Here is a 20816-nt window from a genome sequence, read left to right as displayed (position 1 = left end):
CTGCTCCGCTCCGGTCAGCGAGGGCCCGATGGTGGCATGGTGACGGTGATGTCACCGATGGTCACATCGCTCACGGTGACGCCCGCGACCGCCCCCGGGCCCGAGGCGGTCACGGTGTTGGTGACCGTGACCGGCTGCGGGAGGTCCGGTCGCTGCCTCGCGAGTTCCGCTGTGCGGCCGAGGATTTCCCGCAGCGCCGCGGCGAATTCCGGATCGCGCGCCGCGGCCCGCTCCACGGCCGACCGGACCCGCTCGCGGGCGCCGGATTCGTCGGCGCCGGACCAGGCTTCGTCCTGCACGCGGGTCAGGTCCTCGTCGTCGTCCAGTTCGCCGGCGACGAGGTCGACCAGTTCGCGCAGCGGTAGCCGACCGGCCACCGCTCCGGCGACGGCGCCGATGCCCTTCGACAGGCTCGCCTTGTGCCGCCACATCCAGACCAGATACATCACTGCCATCGCACCGATTTCGATGCCCGTCATCGCTACCACCCCGTAAAATGCGATCGACCGAGGCACTTCAGGTTATCACCCGGCTGCGAGCAGGGCAGACACCTCCGTCACCGCGTCGCGCAGCCGATCGGCGAAATCGTGCATCCGGTCGGCCACCGAGGTGGGAGTGGCCAGGTAGAGATTCCAGCGATCGGGCAGCAGGACGTAGGCGACGCCGATGCATTTCGCGCTGGTGCAGCCGAATCCGAAGAACTGGATGTTCACCGACGGGGCGGAGCTGGTGCTCAGGTAGTCGTCGCGGGTGATCCGCCAGCCGGGGCCGTCGAAGAACGGCATCGGCTCGGTGGCGCCCAGCTCGGCGCCGCGGCGGCGCTGGATCCATTGCAGTTCCCACAGATGCTGTTCCGGCGCCTCGCCGCGCTGGCACTGCTGGGCGCGGGCGACGTGGGCGGCGGCGGCCGCGTCCAGGGCGGCCCGCCTGGCCGCCGCGTCCGCGGCCGGATCGTCCATGGCGGCAACGAATTCCAGGATCTGCGGGGTCACCACCCGCATCGCCTCGGTGCGGCCGCCGCGGTACTGCCGGGTGGCGATCGACTCGTAGGTGGCCCCGATCAGGCCCTTGCTGCGCTGGTGGGCGAGCTGGTAGCACAGCTGCGCGAAGGCATCCGGGGAGATGCCCAGCGCCTTGGCGCGGTCGGTGCCGAAATCCTCGAAGGACACCACGGTGGTGGCGTTGTCCGCCGCGTACTGCGCGAAATCGGCTCCGGCGGCGGCGATCCGAGCCCGCAGCGCCGCGTCGAGGGTGAACTCCAGTGCGGCCGTGGCGGGCAGGCCCTGCACGGTGGCGCCGGAGCCGGCCTCGTGTTCGGTCACCGGCGCCCGCAACAGCGTGCCGACGAAGGACAGGATGGTGGTGCCGTCCAGACCGCAGTGCTCGACGTTGATGCCGGCGCTGCCGTCGGCGAACACGATGAACGACACCGACTTGTCGAACCAGCGGTTGGCGCTGTCGCCGTGCAGCAGTTGATCGCAGGCGTGCAGTTGGTCCGCGGGCGCGACATCCTCGAGGCAGACGCAGAACAGCGCGTCCTCCAGCGCCTCCAGGGTGGCGCGGTTGCCCGGGTCGGCGATCAGCTCGGGGCGCAGCGGCGCCCAGTCCGCGCGGGCCAGGGTGGTGAGATGGCCGACCGAGGCGTCCGCCGGCGCCCGGACCGCCCCGGCCTTCAGCACCGCGCGCAGCCCGTCCACCAGATCGCGATGCGCGTGCGGCACCCCGTCCGGACCGATGACGTCGAGCCGGAAGATGTTGCCGCGGAACAGGACCGCGATGTGGCGCGCCTGCGACGGACCCGGCAGCTCGGCGCTGTAGGGCACCCGCACGGTGTCCTGCCCCACCCCCGGAATCCTGGTCTCGGAGAACAGGAATCGGTTCTGCGCCATCGACAGCGGGCGGCCGCGCTGCACCGCCGGCGGCACGGCCTCGGCATCGAGGAGCAGTTTGTAGTGCACCGCCGCGGTCACGATCGCCGCCGCGCGCTCGGCCTGATCGGCGGCGGTCGACCGGGCCAGCGGGGTGTCGTCGCGGAACAGGAAGAAGAAGTTGGCGTTCAACGCGATCCGATCGCGGCGGCCGAGATAGCGCGACGGCCAGAATTCGTCGAGCCAGCTGTCCGCCCCGGACCGATCGAAGCGCTCCAGATCGGCGTGCAGGACCCGGGCCGGGCCGTCGGCGCGGAGCAGATCGGCCACCGCGCGTTCGGTCTCGGCGAATTCGTCCGGCGTCAGCAGCGGCGCGCTCCACTCCAGGAATCGGGAGCAGCTGTCCTCGAGCGTGGGCAGCGGAACACGCGGCAGGTCGGCGTCGTGGGCGAAGGTCCGGTCGGTCACTGGCGATCCTCGGCGGTCGGAGTGGGCGTGGGTGTCGGTGTCGGTGTCGAGATGGGTACGGAGACGAACAGTTCGGCGTGCAACCACCCGTCGGCCTCGTGGCCCGACGGGTCGATACCGTTGGCGGACAAGGTGCTCACGATCTGCGCCTGCTCGGCTTCCGAGGCGAACCGGCGCTGCCGGAAGGTGCCGGGCAGCCGCTCGGTGCGATACCCCAGTTGCCGCAGGCACAGCTCGATCGGGGCGAAGTCGAACATCCGCAACACGAAGTGTGCCATCCACGGCAGCCGGTGACCATCGGCCGCGGCCACCCGCGCCAGCGTGCGCTCGGTGATGTATCCGACGCAGCCGGTCGAGATCACCAGATCCGCGCCGGCCAGGATCCGGCGCTGCGATTCCGTCGGCGCCGCCGTCTCCAGGTCGGCGTGCACGATCCCGGCCAGCAGCCCGGTCGACGCCGCGTAGCCGAGCGCGGGTCCCGAGGCGTCCATGCCGAGGAAGCGGACGTCGGGCATGCTGTCGGCGGCCGCCAGCCAGGCGCGATCACGGTCCGCGCGGGCGGCGGTGTCCCCGCAGCGGTAATGCTCGGCGAGCGCGCCGACGGTGGTGTCCAGCCGCAGCACGGCCGCGTTCACCCCGTAGGAGCAGCCGAGATCCAGCACCGTGGGCGCGACCCCGGTCGCCGTCCGGTAGTCGTCGATCAACCGGCGGAAATGCGGTTTCGCGACATCCGGTATGCAGTAGTCCAATTCGGACATCCGCCGGTAGTAGTCGCTCGGATCGGCACGCTCGTAGATATCGTCGAAGGAGGCTTTTCCGGTGTTGTGCAACGAGACCGGCACGTAGTGATCCTTGTCAGTCGAGGAGTCGGTCGCCGCGCGCGGAGCGTCCGGCAGCGGCCAGATGCTCCGGTAGCACCCGCCCGAACAGCTGCCGGGTGCGTTCCACGCTGCCGATGACACCGGGATGCTCGCTGTAGGCGAAGATCGCGGTGTGCCGCTCGGCCGTTCCCTCGACCGGAGATACCCGATGCAGGGAGAAGCGGCCCCGGAACAGCTGTAGATCGCCGGGGCGCAGGACCAGGCGGCGGACGAGGTGATCGCCGCCGCCGGTGAGAACCGCCCGCACGTGGTCGAAGTGCTCCGCATGGGGGGTCCGGATGTTCGGGCAGTATTCGAAGGTCCCGCCGCCCTCGGACGGCTGGGTCAGCATGCTGACGGTGAACTCGTTGGTGTCGAAATGCCACGGATGCGACAACCCCGGCCCGACCACGTTGAGGCACAGGCCCGCCAGCGGATCCGCATACTCGTACAACGCCGGGCGGCCGAAGCAGTCGGCCACGAAGCGCCGGAACCGGGAATCGGTGTACAGCAGGTGAATCGAGGCGTCCGCCGGAATCCGATCGCGGGCCACGAAGGCATTGCCGCGTTCCATCACGATCCGGCCGGGATGTCCCACCGGCAGATCCGTGTCCAGTGGAATGTTGTAGGCGTTGACCCGCTCCACGGTGTGATACGCCGACGGCGCCAGTTCGATTCCCTCGGTGCGCAATTGCGCGCACCGGCTCGGGCGCACGAAGCCGCGCAGCACGCTGCATCCGTCCGCCGCCAGCTCGGCGCGCACCCGCTCGACCACTGATTCCCCTGGGGCGCTGCCGTATTCGTCTATCGGATAGCGATCCAGGTCGATGAGCTGTTCCAGGCCGGACGAGTCCGGCTCTCCCCCACGGCCTTCAGCCATGCACCGCCACCTCCGCAGACCGCCCCATTTCCCCATTCTCACCGGATGTGGCGGCGGCCGCGCGAGATTCGGACAATCATCATGAACTGTCACAAACCGACGGGTTGTCCGGTGTCACGATGATGCATGCCGGACCGGTACGGCAATACGGCGTTCAGCTGTACAGCATGAACAGTATTCCGCGGCAATCCTTGACACGGCCGACTGCGCCGTGGCACAGGCCAATTCAGGCCACCGGGGTGGCGAGCACGGCGTGCAGCTCCGGGACGGTCAGTCCGACCAGCGATTCGCGGAACACCCGGCCCGGGGCGGGCGGGACGGCGATCTCGCACGGGACCACCAGGACCCGGCAGCCCGCGGCACCGGCCGATTGCGCGCCGGTCGGCGAATCCTCCACGGCCACACAGTGTTCCGGGTCGGCGCCGAGCAGTTCAGCGGCGCGCAGATAGGGGTCCGGGGCGGGTTTGCCCTCCGGGACCTCGTCACCGCAGACGGTCACCCGGAACCAGTCGCGGCCGACGGTGTCCAGACACAGCTCCGCCAGTGAGCGTTTGGTGTTGGTGACCAATGCCGCCGGAATACCCGCCGCCGCCACCGCGGCGAGCGCGTCCCGGGCGCCCGGCCGCCAGGGCACCGGACCCGCGAACAGTTCGGTGACGCGCTGTTCCAGCCAGCGGCCGGCCGCGGCGACGGCCTCGGGGTCCCGGTCCAGGCCGAGTCCGTCGAAGACGATCCGCAGGGCGTTCGGCCCGGAGGCGCCGATCAGAGAGTGACGGAGTTCGTCGGTCATCCGGCCGCCCAGTTCGGTGGCCAGCTCCCGCACCCCGATATCCCAGAGCTTCTCCGAATCCAGCAGTGTCCCGTCCATGTCCCACAGGACACCGGCCAGCGTCACCGAACACACCCTTCCGTCACGATCGCGGGCCGGACCTGCCCGCCGGCCGCACGACGAGCCGGTGGTCCGAAAGGAACGGCCCCCGGCCAGCATATCGGCCGCGCCGGCACGCTGCCGCACCGAGCCGCCGTCAGCTCGGCCGGGGCAGTTTGATGGCCGACATGTACATTTCGAGGACGGGCCGGTAGAGGTCGATGTCGTCGAGTCGGCTGCCCAGTTCGACGGCGTCGGTGGTGGCGATGAGTACGTGCGCGAAGGTCAGCGCGGGAACGAGCAGGGTGGCGCCGATTCGGTCGCAGCCTTCGACGACGAACTGCGCCAACGCTCGCACGACCTCCGTCCGTTTGGCAGCCACCCGGTCGCGGGCCTCCGGGTTGCGCAGGAGGTACAGCGTGAATTCGTGTCCCAGCGCGGCGTGTTCGCCGCCACCGCGGCCCTCGCTGAGCTCGCGCCAGCGCCGGGCGACCTCGTCGATCTCGTGTGCGCCGACCTCGGTGGCCGCGGACAGCACCTCGGCGAACGTGTCGAAGTAGCGCCGCCAGTACCGGTCGCCGACTTCGAGGAAGAGGTCTTCCTTCGTCCCGAAGTGCTTGTAGATCGCGCCCTTGGTGTAGCCGGCCGTATAGGCGATGTCGTCGAGAGTCGCCGACATGAAGCCCTTTTCGGCGAAGACCTGCTCCGCGGCATCCAGGAGCAGCGAGCGGGTCTGCTCCACGCGCCGTTCCCGGGTCCAGCGTTCGATCATGATCGCCATTATGCCATCGGAATCCCAGAGACCTATTGCCCTCTCAGATACTAGTGAGTATCTTGATGGGACGTCGGCTACCGCAGGGGGTTCCGCTCGATGACCACTTCGCCGAGAAGGCCCCCACCGCGCCGGCGTTCTCCAGTCCAGCGCCGATCCGGCTGCCGTGTCCGAGGTGGCCGGGTGGGGTGCTGTGGTGCCGCAATCCGGAAGGAGACAGTGTCGTGACCTACCTGTCGGAGCAGACCGACGCGCCTGCCGTTACCGAATCATTGAGTGCCGCAACCTCTCTGGGAGTCCCGGCCCGGTCCGGGGTGACGCCGGTCCGGCTCTGGGCCGCCCTCGGCGGGCTGATCCTGGCCTTTCAGCTGTACGTGTGGATCCGATGGATTACCGGCCCGAATTTCGTTCGCGTACCCAAGGGTCCGAGTGATCCACCGACGCTGATGAAGGCGATCCTGCTGACCTGGACCATCGTGATCCTGGTCGGCCTGCCGGTCGGCCTCTACTGGTTCATCGTCCGGCCGTGGCGGCGGGAGCGGCGCATCACCACCGACGGCATGCTGCTGGTGGCCTGTGGCCTGCTGTTCTTCCAGGATCCGCTGCTGAACTACGTCAACACCTGGAGCACCTACAACACCTGGATGTGGAACCGCGGCTCCTGGGTGCTCGACATCCCGGGCTGGCGGTCGTTCGGCGAACCGGGCCACATGATGGCCGAGCCGTTGCTGATGAATGCGCCGGGGTATTCCTACGGTGTACTGCTGTGCACGATCCTCGGTTGCTGGGTCATGCGCCGCACCAAGAAACAGTGGCCGAATATCGGCAATGCCGGGCTGATCGGCGTCCTGATCGTGTGGTCGATCTTCTTCGATCTGGTGATCGAGGGTTTGTTCCTGATGCCGATGGGACTGTTCACCTATCCCGGTGCGATCAAATCGCTGTCGATCAACGCCGGCCATTACTACCAGTGGCCGGTCTACGAGGGGCTGATGTGGGGGGCGGTGCAGGCGGGGCTGTGCGCGCTGCGTTATTTCACCGACGACCGCGGGCGGACCTTCGTCGAGCGTGGCCTCGAACGGGTCCGGGGCCGGACGGTGACCCAGCAGTTCACCCGATTCCTGGCGATCTTCGCCGCCTGTTCGACGTTCTTCTTCGTCTTCTACAACCTGCCCGCGCAGTGGTTCGGGATGCACGCCGAGTCCTGGCCCGCCGATATCCAGAAGCGCTCGTATTTCATGATGGGCATCTGCGGTGACGGCACCGGCCGGTTGTGCCCCGATCCCGCGCTGCCGATCCCGGCGAGGAATTCCATCACCATCGGGCCCGACGGCAAGGTCGTCGTCCCGCCCGGTGTCACGCTGCCGACCATCGTCCCCTTCGTGCACGGGCACTGAAATTTCGACGGAAAGAGTTGGGATGTCGATCGATATGGCTACTGCCGTGCTGTCCGATCCGAGGGCGCCGTTCTATCGCGCGGTCGGTGACGAGGTGCAGGTCTTCCGCGCCGCGGCCGGCCGGGGTCTGCCGGTACTGCTGAAGGGACCCACCGGATGCGGCAAGACTCGTTTCGTGCAGGCAATGGCCCATGAACTGGGCCGCGAGCTGATCACCGTCGCCGGCCACGAGGACATGACCTCGGCGGATCTGGTGGGCCGGTTCCTGCTCCGCGGCGGCGAGACGGTCTGGGTGGACGGGCCGCTGACCCGCGCGGTGCGGGAGGGCGCGATCTTCTATCTGGACGAGGTGGTGGAGGCACGCCAGGACACCACCGTGGTGATCCATCCGCTGGCGGATCACCGTCGGGAGTTGCCCGTCGATCGGCTCGGCGTCATCGTGCCCGCGGCGCCGGGGTTTCAGCTGGTGATCTCCTACAACCCCGGCTATCAGAGCGTGCTGAAGAACCTCAAGGAATCGACCCGCCAGCGTTTCGTCGCCATCGCCCTCGACTTCCCGCCGCCGGAGACCGAGACCCAGATCGTCGCGCACGAAGCCGGAATCGACACCGGCACAGCACAATCCCTGGTCACCCTCGCGCAGGCCATCCGGACACTGGACGGCTCCCCCCTGCGTGAGGTGTCCTCCACCCGGATGCTGATCCTCGCCGGCGGACTCGTCGCGGAAGGACTGAGTCTGCGCAGCGCCGCGCAGGCGGCCGTCGTGCAGACCCTCTCCGACGACGCGGATATCGTGCGGGCGCTCGGCGAGCTCGTCGACGCCGTCCTCCCGCGACCATGACCGGCTCCGAACCCGTCGGTCCCGAACGGTTCCGGTTGCTGGCCGGATTCCTCGCCGGCCGGTCCGTGCAGGTCACCGAGGCGGCGCCCGGGGCGGCGGCGCACACCGACGGCCGGGTCGTATTCGTCTCGGCCGGCCGTCCGCTGACCGAACAGCGCCGCGAGATGCTGGTGCAGAGCGCCCTGCTGGGAATGGGGAGCCTGGAGCCGCGAATCGTCGGGGCGCTGTGGGCACGTCCCGGGGTGGCTCGGCGCTATCTGGCGCTGGAAGGTCGGCGGGTGCTCGCCGACCTGGCCCAACGGCTTCCACTCGCCGCGGACCTCGCCTGCCACGAGGCGCCGAGCACGGCGACCGCGGACGAATCGCTCGCGCTGGCCAGAAGCCGGGCGGCGGTCGCCGGCCCGCCGCCGTGGTTCGGCGTGATCAAGCCGTCCAGACTGCTCGCCTCCGGCGGACCCGGCACCCGCGCCACCGACGCCGAACTGCGCGTGAACTTCGATCCCACCGGCACTCCCGACGCCGACGACGACGGCGACACCGAGCAGTCCGAGCCGAGCAGGATCGCGAAACTGTTCGAGAATCCGCTCGGTTCACGGACTTTGGCGGACTACATCCGAAAATTGCTCGGCAGTACGCGCTCGGCGGGGGACAGCGCGGCCGGCGCCGAGACGCCGGTTCGTGCCCTGCGGCGCGCCGCCGTCGGCGCGCACGGCCGCCCGCTGCCCACGCGAATCCGCTTCACCGACAACGGAAAACCCGCCGCCGCGATCGGGGTCGGTGGTGCCCTGCATCCGGAGTGGGACGTCCACCGCCACCGGTATCGGCCCGAATGGTGCCGGGTCGTCGACTTCCCGCTGACCGTGGCCGCCGACGTCACCGGCGCCGGTGTGCCGCGCGACGAGGTGCTGCGCGCACGCCTGGCCCGCGTCGGTCTCGGGCCGAAGGTCCTGCGTGGCCGTCCCGATGGCGACGAACTCGATCTCGAAGCGCTCGTCGATCTGTTCGTCGACGTGCGCAGCGGCTACTCGCCCTCGGAACACGTCCACCTCGAACGACGGAAACTCGCCCGCGATCTCGGTGTGCTCATCCTGCTCGACGCGTCGGGGTCGGCCACCGACGCCGACATCGGCGGCCGGTCGGTACACGACCATCAACGACGAGCCGCGGCGGTACTGGCCGCGACCCTGGAGGAACTCGGCGACCGAGTTGCCCTCTACGCCTTCCGATCACAGGGCAGGCATGCTGTGCACCTGCCCGCGATCAAGACCTTCGGTCAGCGGTTCGACGCGGCGGCCCGAGCCCGGCTCGAGCGGTTGCAGCCCTCCGGTTACACCCGGCTCGGCGCTGCCATCCGCGGTGCGGGCGACATCCTCGCCACCGCGGCCGGTACCCCGAACCGGCTCCTGGTCGTCCTGTCCGACGGCCTGCCCTACGACGACGGCTACGAGGGCCGCTACGCCGAAGCCGATGCCACGAAGGCCCTCGAGGAACTCCGCATCGACGGAATCGCCTGCCTGTGCCTGTCCATCGGCGCCACCACCACCGCCGACACCCTCGACCGGGTCTTCGGCTCCGCCGGCCACGCCGGCGCTCCGGTGCTGGCGGAGCTGAGCCCACGCATGGACGAGCTGTTCCTGTCCGCGCTGCGGCAACTGGCCGCACCGAGACGGTAGCGGGCCCGGGGCCGGGACGACAGCCGCCCGCACATCGGATCGTCTGCCGCACAACCACATCCACCCGATGTCACGGTGCATCGGAACCGACAGGAGCCGAACAGGCCATGCCCACCCCGGATTCCACAGACCCGCGCTCGGCGCGAACCGGCCCGATACTGGTGACCGGCGCATTCGGTCTGGTCGGCACGGCGACCCTGCGCCGGCTGCTCGGCCAGGGGTACGAGGTCGTGGCCACCGACCTCGATCTGCCCGCCAACCGGCGAGCCGCACAGCGGCTGGCCGACCCGAACCTCCGGATCCATTGGGCGGATCTGACCGACCCCGGTCAGGTGGACGCCGTGATCGGGACGGTCGCACCCACCCACATCGTGCACCTGGCCGCGATCATCCCGCCCCAGTGTTACCGCAACCCACGCCTGGCACGAGCGGTCAACGTCGATGCCACCGCCGCACTGCTGCGCGCCGCCGCGGCGCAACCGGCCCCACCGCGATTCGTCCAGGCTTCCAGCATCGCGGTCCACGGCACCCGCAACCCCCACCGCGCCGACGGACCCCTGCGACCGGATACCCCGATCCGGCCGGTGGACGTCTACGGCGCCCACAAGGCCGAAGCCGAACATCTGATCCGGTCGTCCTCGCTGGAATGGGTCATCCTCCGCCTCGCGGCGGTGCTGAGCGTCGACCTCGACATCGCCGTCAACGCCGATATGCTCCACTTCCAGGCCGCACTCCCCGGAGACGGCCGGATCCAGACCGTCGACGTCCGCGATATCGCCACCGCCATCGACGCCGCCCTCACCACACCGGCCACCGGTGAGGCATTCCTCATCGGCGGCGACTCCACCCACCGGCAACGCCACCAGGACGTCACCGTCGCCATGGCCACCGCGATCGGGCTGACCAATGCCTTCCCCCCGGCCAGACCCGGCAACCCGGACAGGGACGACGACTGGTTCACCACCGACTGGGTCGACACCCAACGCTCCCAGCAGATCCTCGCGTTCCAGCACCACTCCTGGCCCGCCATGCTCGACGAGATCCGGGCCACAGCGGGGCCCCTGCGCTACCTGGCCCGGCCCGTGGCACCCCTGGTACGACTGTGGCTCCGGCGACTGTCGCCCTACCGCGGCAACCGGCAACCGTTCGCCGACCCCTGGAACGCCATCCGGCCCCGGCTCGGCAACCCCTATCCCGAGGATCCGGTGCAAACCTCCCGATAGATTTCACGGGCGGGTCGAATCCCGGACCCGCGGCCGCTGGGTCAGAGCCCGGAGTCGGCGATCAGCATGTGCCCGGTGGACGAGTCGACCCGGAACCAGCGGCTCTCGCTGGAGGTGGAACCGTTGCGCATGGTGTAGGTCAGGGTCGCGACCACTCGGTCCGGGCCGCTCTGGGTCACCGATCCCACCCGCACCGACGAGATGGTCGACCAGAAGTTCGCATACGTCTGGTAGCCGCCGGTCTGGCCCTGGTAGCCCGAGGACAGCATCGACCAGGCGCCGCTGGTGTTGCCGGGGAGCATGCCGTAGTAGCCGGAGATGAACGAGGTCAGGTTCGCGGGCTGGGCCGCGGGGGCCGGTGTGGTCGCGGCGGGTGACGGCGTGGGGGTGGCGGGCGACGGCGTGGGTGCCGCGGGTGACGGCGTGGCCGGTGGTGGCGTGGCCGCGGCCGGTGGTGGCGCGGCGGCGGCCGGTGACGGCGTGGGCGCGGCGGCGGCCGTGGTCGGCGGCACGGTGGCCGGTGGGGCCCCGGCCGCCGTGCCGGGAGCGGCCGACGGCGGTTGCGAGGCGGTGGGCGCCGGCGCGTCCGGGGCCGCCGAGACGGTGGTCAGCGGGGCCGGGATGGCGGCCGTGCCGGAATGCTTGCCACCGGAGGCGAGCGCGACCGCGGCGATGATCACCAGCACCAGCGTGACACCGGCGGCGACCAGGACCAGCAACCGCTGCCGGGCGGCCCGATCCCGCTTCGGGCGGGGGGCGGGCGGCCCCATCGCGACGGGTGTGGCCGCGACCACCGCGGCCACCTCCTGCGGCGGCAGCACCGTGGTCGGCGCGGTGGTAGGGGGTTCGGGGGCGGGCGGCGGCAGCACCTTCGTCGGCGATTCCGGTACGACGGGCTCGCGGCCCTCGGCCACCGCGGCCAGCGCCTGCTGGACCTCGCGCATCGCGGGACGTTCGTCGGGTTCGGAGGCCAGCAGGCGCATCAGCACCGGGCCCAGCGCACCGGCGCGGGCGGGGGTCGGCACGTCGGCGCGGGCCACCGCGTGCAGCGTCGCCAGCGGATTCTCCCCCTCGCCGAACGGCGGCGCGCCCTCGACCGCGGCGTACAGGGTGGAACCGAGGGCGAACACGTCCGAACTCGGCGAGGAATCCTCGCCGCGGGCGATCTCCGGCGCCAGATAGGCCGGGGTCCCGGCCAGGAATCCGGTGGAGGTGACGGTCACGTCGCCGACCGCGCGGGAGATGCCGAAATCGGTGATCTTGGCCGTGCCGTTGTCGGTGACGAGGATGTTCGCGGGCTTCACATCGCGGTGCACGATGCCCGCGTCGTGCGCGGCGGCCAGCGCGTCGGCGACCTGGGCCCCGATCCGGGCCACCCGCCGGGCGTCCAGGGGGCCGCTGTCGCGCATGATCGCGGCCAGGCTCGGCGCGTCGACGAATTCCATCACCAGCCAGGGCTGGCCGTCCTCCTCGGCGACGTCGAAGACGGTGACGGCGTTCGGATGATGCAGCCGGGCCGCGATCCGGCCCTCGCGCATCGCGCGCTGTTTCGCCTCCATGGCCTGTAGTCGCGTCAGGCCGGGATTGAGCAGCAACTGCTTCACCGCGACGGTGCGCCGCAACCGGACGTCGTCGGCCCGCCAGACGACACCCATGGCGCCGGTGCCGATGGGGTCGCCCAGGCGATACCGTCCCGAGATCAGCCGGTCTGCCGTCATGCTGTTGTACCCCTCCTGGCCTCACACGCCGAGCCACCTACCACTGCTGCGTGAAAGCCCGGAAACACGTGGAAAATCTTACGCGGTACGTCCGATGATCACATTACCGACCCGCCGCGCGGGTATCCGACAATGATTGTCGCCGTGGGGAATTCGTGGCTCCTACCACATTTTCCGGGCAGCGCGGAGTCGCTGTTCACACAGCGAATTCGCAGTCGGGCCGTCGCCATTGCGCCGCATGCGGATTCGGGACGCCGGTACCGGCGTGGCGCGCAGACCCCCGCCGGTGACCCGCCGCGACGCCGGGCGGGCCACCGAACCGGACGGCCACGGAAATCAGGCGCTGAAATACTTCGCTTCCGGGTGCAGCAGGACGAATGCGTCGGTGGACTGTTCCGGATGCAGTTGCAGTTCCTCGGAGAGGGTCACGCCGATACGCTCGGCACCCAGCAGTTCGACCAGTTTGGCGCGGTCGTCCAGATCGGGACAGGCGCCGTAGCCGAACGAGAAACGGGCGCCGCGATATCCGAGCTTGAAGTACTCCTGGACGTCGGCGGGATCGTCCTCGGCGATCGCGTGACCCTCCAGCACCAGTTCTTCGCGGATGCGGCGATGCCAATATTCCGCCAGCGCCTCGGTGAGCTGGACACCGATACCGTGTACTTCCAGATAGTCGCGATAATTGTTGTCCGCGAACAACTGGTTGGCGAAATCGGCGATCGGCTGCCCCATGGTGACCAGCTGGAACGGCCAGACATCCACCTGACCGGTCTCGACCGCGTGCTCCCGGGAGCGCAGGAAATCCGCGATGCACAGGAACCGGTCCCGCTGCTGGCGCGGGAAGGTGAACCGGAATCGTTGCGGCGCCTCGGGATTCGGCTCGGACAGCACGATCACGTCGTCACCCTCGGAGACGGCGGGGAAATAGCCGTAGACCAGCGCGGCATGCTGCAACACGCCCTCGGTGGACAGCCGGTCCAGCCAGTACCGCAACCGCGGCCGGCCCTCCGTCTCGACCAGTTCCTCGTAGCTCGGGCCCTCGCCGCCGCGCTGCCCGCGCAGACCCCACTGCCCGAGGAACAGCGCGCGCTCGTCCAGCAGACCGGAGTACTCCGGCACGGCCAGCCCCTTCACCACGCGGGTGCCCCAGAACGGCGGCACCGGCACCGGCAGGTCGGCGGCCACATCGGAGCGGGCCGGAACCTCCACCGGCACCTCGGTGGCCCGGCGCTCCGCGGCGATGCGCTGGGAACGCTCGTGCCGGGCCTTCCGCTCGGCGGCCTTGGCCTGCGCCGCGAGCGCCTCCGGGCTGTCCGGGTCGAGGCCGCCGCCGCGCTTGCGGGTCATGATCTCGTCCATCAGGCGCAGCCCCTCGAACGCGTCGCGGGCGTAGCTGACCTCGCCCGCGTACACCGCGGTGAGATCGTTCTCGACGTAGGCGCGGGTCAGCGCGGCGCCGCCGAGCAGCACCGGGAACTGGTCGGCGACCCCGCGGGTGTTCATCTCCTCGAGGTTCTCCTTCATCACCACCGTCGATTTGACCAGCAGGCCGGACATGCCGATGACATCGGCCTTCTTGTCGTTGGCGGCGTCCAGGATGGCCGAGATCGGTTGCTTGATACCGAGATTCACGACCTCGTAGCCGTTGTTGGACAGGATGATGTCGACCAGGTTCTTGCCGATGTCGTGCACGTCGCCCTTGACGGTCGCCAGCACGATGCGGCCCTTGCCGGAATCGTCGGTGGCCTCCATGTGCGGTTCCAGGTAGGCGACCGCCGTCTTCATCACCTCGGCGGACTGCAATACGAACGGCAGCTGCATCTGGCCGGAGCCGAACAGCTCACCGACGGTCTTCATCCCCGACAGCAGGGTCTCGTTGATGATCTGCAACGGCGGCACCGTCTGCATCGCCACCTCGAGGTCGGCGTCGAGACCGTTGCGCTCGCCGTCGACGATGCGCCGCTCCAGCCGCTCGAACAGCGGCAGCGCCGCCAGCTCGTCGGCGCGCGACGCCTTGGCCGACGCCGCGGACACGCCCTCGAACAGGGCCATCAGCTGCTGCAACGGGTCGTACCCCTCGCGGCGGCGGTCGTACACCAAATCCAGCGCCGTCTCCCGCTGCTCCTCGGGGATGCGGCTGATCGGCACGATCTTCGAGGCGTGCACGATGGCCGAATCCAGCCCGGCCTGCACGCACTCGTGCATGAACACCGAGTTCAGCACCTGCCGGGCCGCCGGGTTCAGGCCGAAGGAGATGTTCGACAGGCCGAGGGTGGTCTGCACCTCCGGATGCCGGCGCTTGAGTTCGCGGATGCCCTCGATGGTTTCGATGCCGTCGCGGCGGGACTCCTCCTGGCCGGTGCCCAGGGTGAAGGTGAGGCAGTCGATGATGATGTCGGATTCGGCCAGGCCCCAGTTCCCGGTGATGTCGGCGATCAGCCGCTCGGCGATCTCCACCTTCTTCGTGGCGGTGCGGGCCTGCCCCTCCTCGTCGATGGTGAGCGCGACCACCGCGGCGCCGTGCTCGGCGACCAGCTCCATGGTCTGCTGGAAGCGGGACTCCGGGCCGTCGCCGTCCTCGTAGTTGACCGAGTTGATCGCGCACCGTCCGCCCAGATGCTCCAGCCCGGCCCGCAGCACCGGGGCCTCGGTGGAGTCGAGCATGATCGGCAGGGTGGACGCGGTGGCCAGCCGCGAGGCCAGCTCCGCCATGTCGGCGGTGCCGTCGCGGCCGACGTAGTCGACGCACAGGTCGAGCATGTGGGCGCCGTCGCGGGTCTGGTCCTTGGCGATGTCGAGGCAGCGCTGCCAGTCGCCGGCGAGCATCGCCTCGCGGAAGGCCTTGGAGCCGTTGGCATTCGTGCGCTCGCCGATCATCATGATCGACGCGTCCTGCTCGAACGGGACCGCGGTGTAGATGGAGGACACGCTGGGCTCGCGCCGCGGCGTGCGCTCGCCGGAGCGCACCTCGGCCACCGCCGCGGCGACCTGCCGGATGTGCTCGGGGGTGGTACCACAACAGCCGCCGACCATCGCCAGCCCGAATTCGCTGACGAAACCGCGCAGCGCCGTGGCCAGGCCCTCCGGGCTCAGCGGGTACTCGGCGCCGTGCGGGCCGAGCACCGGCAGGCCCGCGTTCGGCATGACCGACACCGGCAGCTGCGCGTGCTTGGACAGATGCCGCAGATGTTCGCTCATCTCCTCCGGACCGGTGGCGCAGTTGAGCCCGATCATGTCGATGCCCAGCGGTTCGACGGCGGTGAGCGCGGCGCCGATCTCGCTGCCGATCAGCATGGTGCCGGTGGTCTCGACGGTGACGTGGGTGATGATCGGGATGCGGCGACCGGCCCGCTGCATGGCCCGGCGGCTGCCGATCACCGCGGCCTTCAGCTGCAACAGGTCCTGGCAGGTCTCGATGAGGATGGCGTCGGCGCCGCCCTCGAGCATGCCGAGCGCGGACTCGGCGTACGCGTCGCGCAGCGCCGCGAAGGGAGCGTGGCCGAGGGTGGGCAGCTTGGTGCCGGGGCCCATCGACCCCAGCACGTAGCGCGGGTGGCCGTAGGCGGTGGGGCCCATCTCGTCGGCCACCTCGCGGGCCAGCCGGGTGCCCCGCTCGGACAGATCGCGGATGCGATCGGCGATGTCGTAATCGGCGAGATTGGGCAGATTGCAGCCGAAGGTGTTGGTCTCGACCGCATCGGCGCCGGCCTCGAAATAGGCGCGGTGGATACCGCGCAACACATCCGGACGGGTCTCGTTGAGGATCTCGTTGCAACCCTCCAGACCGAGGAAATCGTCGAGGCTGAGGTCTGCCGCCTGCAACATGGTGCCCATCGCACCGTCACCGATCAGCACACGCCGGGTGAGCGTGTCGAGCAGCGTGGTGTCGAACGACTGCGGCGTACCGGGCGCGGCATGAGAGGACACAGACATACATAAAGAGTAAAGGGACCCGCCGACAATCCGTCGCCGCGCACGGGGTCCCGCCGCCGACGGTGAGGTGCGCCACAACTGCCGGTCGTTCCCGGGGTCCCGGACACGCCGAGTGGAACGACGCAATCGGAGCAGCACACGGCGTGCATCGGCGATATGCAGTGAAAGGGTGCGGGGCTACACCGTAGGCTGACCGGGTGAACGCCAGTGCATCACCCGACCCGGATCTGCCGACGCTGCGTGATCCCGTCCTGGTCGCTGCCTTCGAGGGCTGGAACGATGCCGCCGACGCCGCCAGCGGCGCCGTCGAGCATCTGGAGCTGATCTGGGACGCCGAGCCGCTCGCCGAGCTGGACTCCGAGGACTACTACGACTACCAGGTGAACCGGCCGACGGTCCGTCAGGTCGACGGCGTCACCCGTGAGATCCAGTGGCCGTCGACGACCTTGTCGGTCTGCTCGCCTCCGGGCAGCAACCGCGACGTGGTGCTGCTGCACGGCATCGAGCCCAACATGCGGTGGCGCAGCTTCTGCAACGACATCCTGGAGCTGGTGGACCAACTGGGCGTCACCACGGTCGTCATCCTCGGCGCACTGCTCGCCGACACCCCGCACACCCGGCCGGTCCCGGTCACCGGCACCGCCTACAACAAGGAGGCGGCCGAGCAGTTCAGCATCGAGCAGACCAGATACGAGGGGCCGACCGGGATCACCGGGGTCCTGCAGGACGCGTGCGTACGCGCGGGCGTGCCGTCGATCTCGTTCTGGGCCGCGGTGCCGCACTACGTCTCGCAGCCGCCGAATCCCAAGGCCACCATCGCTTTACTGCACAAGGTCGAGGACGTGCTCGACATCGAGGTCCCGCTCGGCGAACTGCCCAGCCAGGCCGAGGAGTGGGAGAAGGCGGTCGACGAGATGACCGCGGGCGACGAGGAGGTCACCGAATACGTGCGCTCCCTGGAGGAGCGCGGCGACCAGGTCGACCTGAACGAGGCGATGGCGAAGATCGACGGTGACGCGATCGCCGCCGAATTCGAGAAATACCTGCGCCGCCGCGGCGGACCGGGCGGATACGCCCTCTGAACCGATAGATCCGCGCACCCGCCCGGCGGATCGCATTCCGGCCGGGCCGGGTTCGCATGCCTGCCGGGCGGGTTCGCACCTCGGACACCGCCGGTGCGCACCCGGGCACAAAGCCCGCACACCGTTCGCCGGCCGCTCGCCGGGCCGGGCGCGGCGCAGCCGGGCGGCGAGGTGTGGCGCCGCTACACTCCCGCGGGTGACCTCGCCCGCGATCGTCGCGCATCTTCGTCGTTACGGCGATCGGACGGCGGTGGTCCACAGCGGGGACCGAAAAGTCGGGTATCTGCAACTGGCCGGGCTGGTCGGCGAGTTCGCCGCGCGGCTCGGCGGCGAGCGGCGGCTGATCGCGCTCACGCCCGGCAACGATCTCGGTTCGCTGGTGGCCTATCTCGGGGCGCTCGCCGCGGGGTGTGTGGTGCTGCTGACCGGGCCGGGCGCCGACGGCCCGATCGCCGCCTACGATCCGGACATCGTGATCGAGGCGTCGCCGGACGGCGGTATCCCCGTGCCGGACGTGCGGCGCGAGCAGTCGGCGCACGTGCTGCATCCGGATCTGGCTCTGCTGCTGAGCACTTCGGGCTCCACCGGATCGCCGAAGCTGGTCCGGCTGTCGTACCGCAACCTGTTCGCCAATGCGGCCGCGATCGCCCGGTACCTCGGCATCGGCCCCACCGACCGGGCGGCGACCACGCTGCCGATGTTCTATTGCTACGGCCTGTCGGTGCTGCACAGCCACCTGCTGCGTGGGGCGAGCCTGCTGCTGACCGACCGATCCGTGCTCGACACCGAGTTCTGGGCACAGTTCACCCGGCACGAGGCCACCTCCTTCGCGGCCGTGCCGTACACGATCGATCTGCTGGACCGCCTCGGCTTCGAGCGAATGTCGCTGCCGCGCTTGCGCTACCTCACCCAGGCCGGCGGCCGCCTGGATCCGGAGCGGGTGCGCCACTACGCCGCACTGGGGGCCGCCCGCGGCTGGACGTTCGTGGTCATGTACGGCCAGACCGAGGCCACCGCCCGCATGGCCTATCTGCCCGCGGAACTGGCCGCCGAGCATCCGGACTGCATCGGAATCCCGATCCCGGGCGGCCGATTCCACCTGGAATCAGACGAAAGCGACGAAACATCCGAGGGCACAGGAGAACTGGTCTATCGCGGCCCGAATGTCATGCTCGGCTACGCGCATTCGGCCGCAGACCTGGCGCTGGGCCGCACCGTCACCGCATTGCGCACCGGCGACCTGGCCGTGCGCACCGAGACCGGCCTGTACCGGGTGGTCGGCCGCCGCGCCCGATTCGCGAAGATCTTCGGGCTGCGAATCGACCTGCAACGCATCGAATCCGGCCTCGCCGCCGCCGGATACCGAGCCTGCTGCGCCGATCTCGGCGACGCCCTGGCGGTGGTGATCGCCGCCCCCGAACCGGCCCGGACACCGCTGTCCGAGCCGATCCCGCTGATCCGCACCCTGTCCGGACTGCCCGCCACCGCGGTCCTCGTCCGCACGGTCACCGAACTACCCCGGCTGCCCAGCGGAAAACCCGACTACCCGGCCGTCCGCGACCTGGCCCGGCCACCGCGCACCCCGCCCGGACCGACCGGATCCGGCGAGCCGGAGCCCGCCGGCGACGGGCCCGGCCGATCCGCGGGAGTCCGGCTGCCGCGCATCCTCCCGATCGGCCGGGCGATCGGCGGCCGGACCGCGAATCGCGGCGGCATCGGCCATACCACCGGAACCGGGGATGTGCGCGGGTTGTTCGCAGCCGCGCTCGGGGTGGACCGGGCGCGGATCGAGGAGCATCGGACCTTCACCGAACTCGGCGGTGATTCGCTGTCGTACGTGGGGCTGTCGGTGCGGCTGGACCGGATGCTGGGCCGGTTGCCCGTCGACTGGCCGAATCGGACCGTCGCCGAACTGGAGTCGCTCCCCCGCACCCGGCGGCGGGCCGGTTTCGGAGGCCGGGTCGAGACCACGACGGCGCTGCGCGCGATCGGGATCGTGCTGATCGTCGGGTCACATGTGGGGTTGTACGAGGTGTGGGGTGGTGCGCATGTGCTGCTGGCGGCGGCGGGATTCAACTTCGCGCGGTTCGCGCTGACCGAGGCGCCGGCGGCGCAGCGGTGCCGCCGCGCACTGCGCACGGCCGCGTCGATAGCGGTGCCCACCGTGCTGTGGGTGGCGCTGACCATGCTGTTCTGGGACGACTACGGCTGGCAGAACCTGGTGCTGCTCAGCAAGATTCTCGGTCCGCCCGACAGTCCCACCGCGGGCCATCTGTGGTTCGTCGAGGTGCTGGTGTGGTGCCTGGTCGCGGCGGGGCTGCTGGTGCGCGTCCCGGTCGTGGACGCGGCGGCGCGGCGGGCGCCGTTCTGGTTCCCGCTGGCGCTGCTGGCCGCGGCGCTGGTGGTCCGGTTCCACAGCTTCGGGCTGTATTCGGTGCGGGACGCGCCGTTCTCACCGCTGGCCGGCTGGCTGTTCCTGCTGGGCTGGGCGGCGGCGAAGGCCCGCGCCGCCTGGCAGCGCGTGCTGCTCGGCGCGATCGTGCTGGTGGCGATCCGAGGCTGGTTCCCGGGCGAGTTCGACCGGGAACGCCTGATCTTCCTCGGTGTGCTGCTGCTGATCTGGCTGCCCGCGGTGCGGGTGCCCGCGCTGGTGGCGGCCGCCGCCGCGGTGCTCGCCGACGCCTCGCTGTTCACGTATCTGCTGCACTGGCAGGTGTATCCACACCTGAGGCAGCATCCGGCGGTGGCGCTGCCGGTCTCGCTCGCGATCGGTATCGCGGCCGCGCAACTGATCGCGCTGTTGCGGTGGTGGCGTCCGGTTGCGCGCCGGGCGGCGCCGGAACGCCGCCCGGACCCGGCGCCGCACGGTCCGGCGGACTCAGCACTGCACGGTCCAGACCTGGGCGGCGGCCTCCTGGGCCAGTTTCGCGATGAGCAGGTCGCGGGGGATCGTCTGACCGGCAAGGTGTTCCAGTGACGGCACCACCACGTGGTGGGCCTCGGCGCGCTTGAGCTCGGCGGTCAGCTCCGCGAACGCGGTGCCGTCGCCGGGCTCGGACTCGTGGAACGTGACGGCGAAGCACAATCCGGCCGCGCGGGCCAGATCGCACATGGCGTCCTCGAGCTCGGTGACCCGGCCGTCGGCCAGGTCGTCACGCAAGTATCCATAGATCAACGCTTCCACCCGAACCTCCATGCGATTGGGGAGACAGCATCTGTCACGGCACAGCACG

General features: G+C 70.0%; 15 protein-coding genes. 6 read left to right on the top strand and 9 right to left on the bottom strand.

What is annotated here, in order from left to right:
- Positions 1-14: 14 nt before the first annotated feature.
- The 6 genes from LBW94_RS10370 to LBW94_RS10345 form a co-directional block, all read right to left on the bottom strand.
- Positions 15-479, bottom strand: a complete 465-nt coding sequence (locus LBW94_RS10370; RefSeq protein ID WP_225053457.1) for a hypothetical protein — start codon at positions 477-479, stop codon at positions 15-17.
- Between the two features lie 45 nt (positions 480-524).
- On the bottom strand, positions 525-2336 hold the full coding sequence (locus LBW94_RS10365) for a choline/carnitine O-acyltransferase (RefSeq protein ID WP_225053455.1): 1812 nt from the start codon (positions 2334-2336) through the stop codon (positions 525-527).
- Positions 2333-3178: a class I SAM-dependent methyltransferase gene (locus LBW94_RS10360; protein WP_225053454.1), complete on the bottom strand. Its 846-nt coding sequence runs from the start codon at positions 3176-3178 to the stop codon at positions 2333-2335. Before LBW94_RS10360 ends, LBW94_RS10365 begins: the two co-directional genes overlap by 4 nt.
- A gap of 13 nt (positions 3179-3191) precedes the next feature.
- Positions 3192-4076 carry an arpA protein gene (locus tag LBW94_RS10355; RefSeq protein WP_225053453.1) on the bottom strand — a complete coding sequence of 295 codons (885 nt, stop codon included), beginning with the start codon at positions 4074-4076 and terminating at the stop codon, positions 3192-3194.
- Between the two features lie 226 nt (positions 4077-4302).
- Entirely contained in the window at positions 4303-4980 is a 678-nt protein-coding gene (locus tag LBW94_RS10350; RefSeq protein ID WP_323137821.1) for an HAD family phosphatase, read from the bottom strand.
- A 121-nt stretch (positions 4981-5101) separates the two neighbouring features.
- Positions 5102-5716, bottom strand: coding sequence for a TetR/AcrR family transcriptional regulator (locus LBW94_RS10345; protein ID WP_225053452.1), 615 nt, complete (start codon positions 5714-5716; stop codon positions 5102-5104).
- A gap of 224 nt (positions 5717-5940) precedes the next feature.
- Here LBW94_RS10345 and LBW94_RS10340 point away from each other — a divergent pair, with 224 nt between their 5' ends.
- The 4 genes from LBW94_RS10340 (at position 5941) to LBW94_RS10325 (ending at position 10850) form a co-directional block, all read left to right on the top strand.
- Positions 5941-7113, top strand: a complete 1173-nt coding sequence (locus LBW94_RS10340) for a spirocyclase AveC family protein (protein WP_225053451.1) — start codon at positions 5941-5943, stop codon at positions 7111-7113.
- A 22-nt stretch (positions 7114-7135) separates the two neighbouring features.
- Positions 7136-7954: a CbbQ/NirQ/NorQ/GpvN family protein gene (locus tag LBW94_RS10335; RefSeq protein ID WP_225053450.1), complete on the top strand. Its 819-nt coding sequence runs from the start codon at positions 7136-7138 to the stop codon at positions 7952-7954.
- The gene (locus tag LBW94_RS10330) at positions 7951-9627 is read left to right on the top strand and encodes a nitric oxide reductase activation protein NorD (protein WP_225053449.1); all 1677 of its coding nucleotides are present in this window, start codon (positions 7951-7953) and stop codon (positions 9625-9627) included. The genes LBW94_RS10335 and LBW94_RS10330 overlap by 4 nt, the downstream gene beginning before the upstream one ends.
- Before the next feature lie 107 nt (positions 9628-9734).
- Positions 9735-10850, top strand: coding sequence for an NAD-dependent epimerase/dehydratase family protein (locus LBW94_RS10325; RefSeq protein ID WP_225053448.1), 1116 nt, complete (start codon positions 9735-9737; stop codon positions 10848-10850).
- Positions 10851-10891: 41 nt separating this feature from the next.
- Here the strand turns inward: LBW94_RS10325 and LBW94_RS10320 are convergent, their stop codons facing one another.
- Together LBW94_RS10320 and metH are read right to left on the bottom strand one after the other, a co-directional pair.
- Positions 10892-12568, bottom strand: a complete 1677-nt coding sequence (locus LBW94_RS10320) for a serine/threonine-protein kinase (protein ID WP_225053447.1) — start codon at positions 12566-12568, stop codon at positions 10892-10894.
- Positions 12569-12904: 336 nt separating this feature from the next.
- On the bottom strand, positions 12905-16501 hold the full coding sequence (gene metH, locus LBW94_RS10315) for a methionine synthase (RefSeq protein WP_225053445.1): 3597 nt from the start codon (positions 16499-16501) through the stop codon (positions 12905-12907).
- A gap of 197 nt (positions 16502-16698) precedes the next feature.
- Between metH and LBW94_RS10310 the strand changes: the two genes are divergently transcribed.
- Both LBW94_RS10310 and LBW94_RS10305 read left to right on the top strand, forming a co-directional pair.
- A complete protein-coding gene (locus LBW94_RS10310) occupies positions 16699-17583 on the top strand; it encodes a PAC2 family protein (protein WP_225053444.1) in 885 nt (294 codons plus the stop codon).
- Between the two features lie 196 nt (positions 17584-17779).
- The gene (locus LBW94_RS10305) at positions 17780-20560 is read left to right on the top strand and encodes an AMP-binding protein (protein WP_225053443.1); all 2781 of its coding nucleotides are present in this window, start codon (positions 17780-17782) and stop codon (positions 20558-20560) included.
- Here LBW94_RS10305 and LBW94_RS10300 read toward each other — a convergent pair.
- The gene (locus LBW94_RS10300; protein WP_225053442.1) at positions 20462-20767 is read right to left on the bottom strand and encodes a hypothetical protein; all 306 of its coding nucleotides are present in this window, start codon (positions 20765-20767) and stop codon (positions 20462-20464) included. The two genes, LBW94_RS10305 and LBW94_RS10300, sit on opposite strands and share 99 nt — an antisense overlap.
- Positions 20768-20816 lie beyond the last annotated feature (49 nt).

The organism is Nocardia sp. alder85J, from assembly GCF_020176955.2.
GTDB lineage: Bacteria > Actinomycetota > Actinomycetes > Mycobacteriales > Mycobacteriaceae > Nocardia.
The sequence above is the reverse complement of the archived record's forward strand: the minus strand, read 5'-3'. Positions and strand labels throughout refer to the sequence as shown.

Coding starts and splice junctions, on each gene's coding strand:
- LBW94_RS10370 (WP_225053457.1), bottom strand. CDS start 479: ATGACGGGCATCGAAATCGGTGCGATGGCAGTGATGTATCTGGTCTGG.
- LBW94_RS10355 (WP_225053453.1), bottom strand. CDS start 4,076: ATGGCTGAAGGCCGTGGGGGAGAGCCGGACTCGTCCGGCCTGGAACAG.
- LBW94_RS10345 (WP_225053452.1), bottom strand. CDS start 5,716: ATGATCGAACGCTGGACCCGGGAACGGCGCGTGGAGCAGACCCGCTCG.
- LBW94_RS10335 (WP_225053450.1), top strand. CDS start 7,136: ATGTCGATCGATATGGCTACTGCCGTGCTGTCCGATCCGAGGGCGCCG.
- LBW94_RS10330 (WP_225053449.1), top strand. CDS start 7,951: ATGACCGGCTCCGAACCCGTCGGTCCCGAACGGTTCCGGTTGCTGGCC.
- LBW94_RS10325 (WP_225053448.1), top strand. CDS start 9,735: ATGCCCACCCCGGATTCCACAGACCCGCGCTCGGCGCGAACCGGCCCG.
- LBW94_RS10320 (WP_225053447.1), bottom strand. CDS start 12,568: ATGACGGCAGACCGGCTGATCTCGGGACGGTATCGCCTGGGCGACCCC.
- metH (WP_225053445.1), bottom strand. CDS start 16,501: ATGTCTGTGTCCTCTCATGCCGCGCCCGGTACGCCGCAGTCGTTCGAC.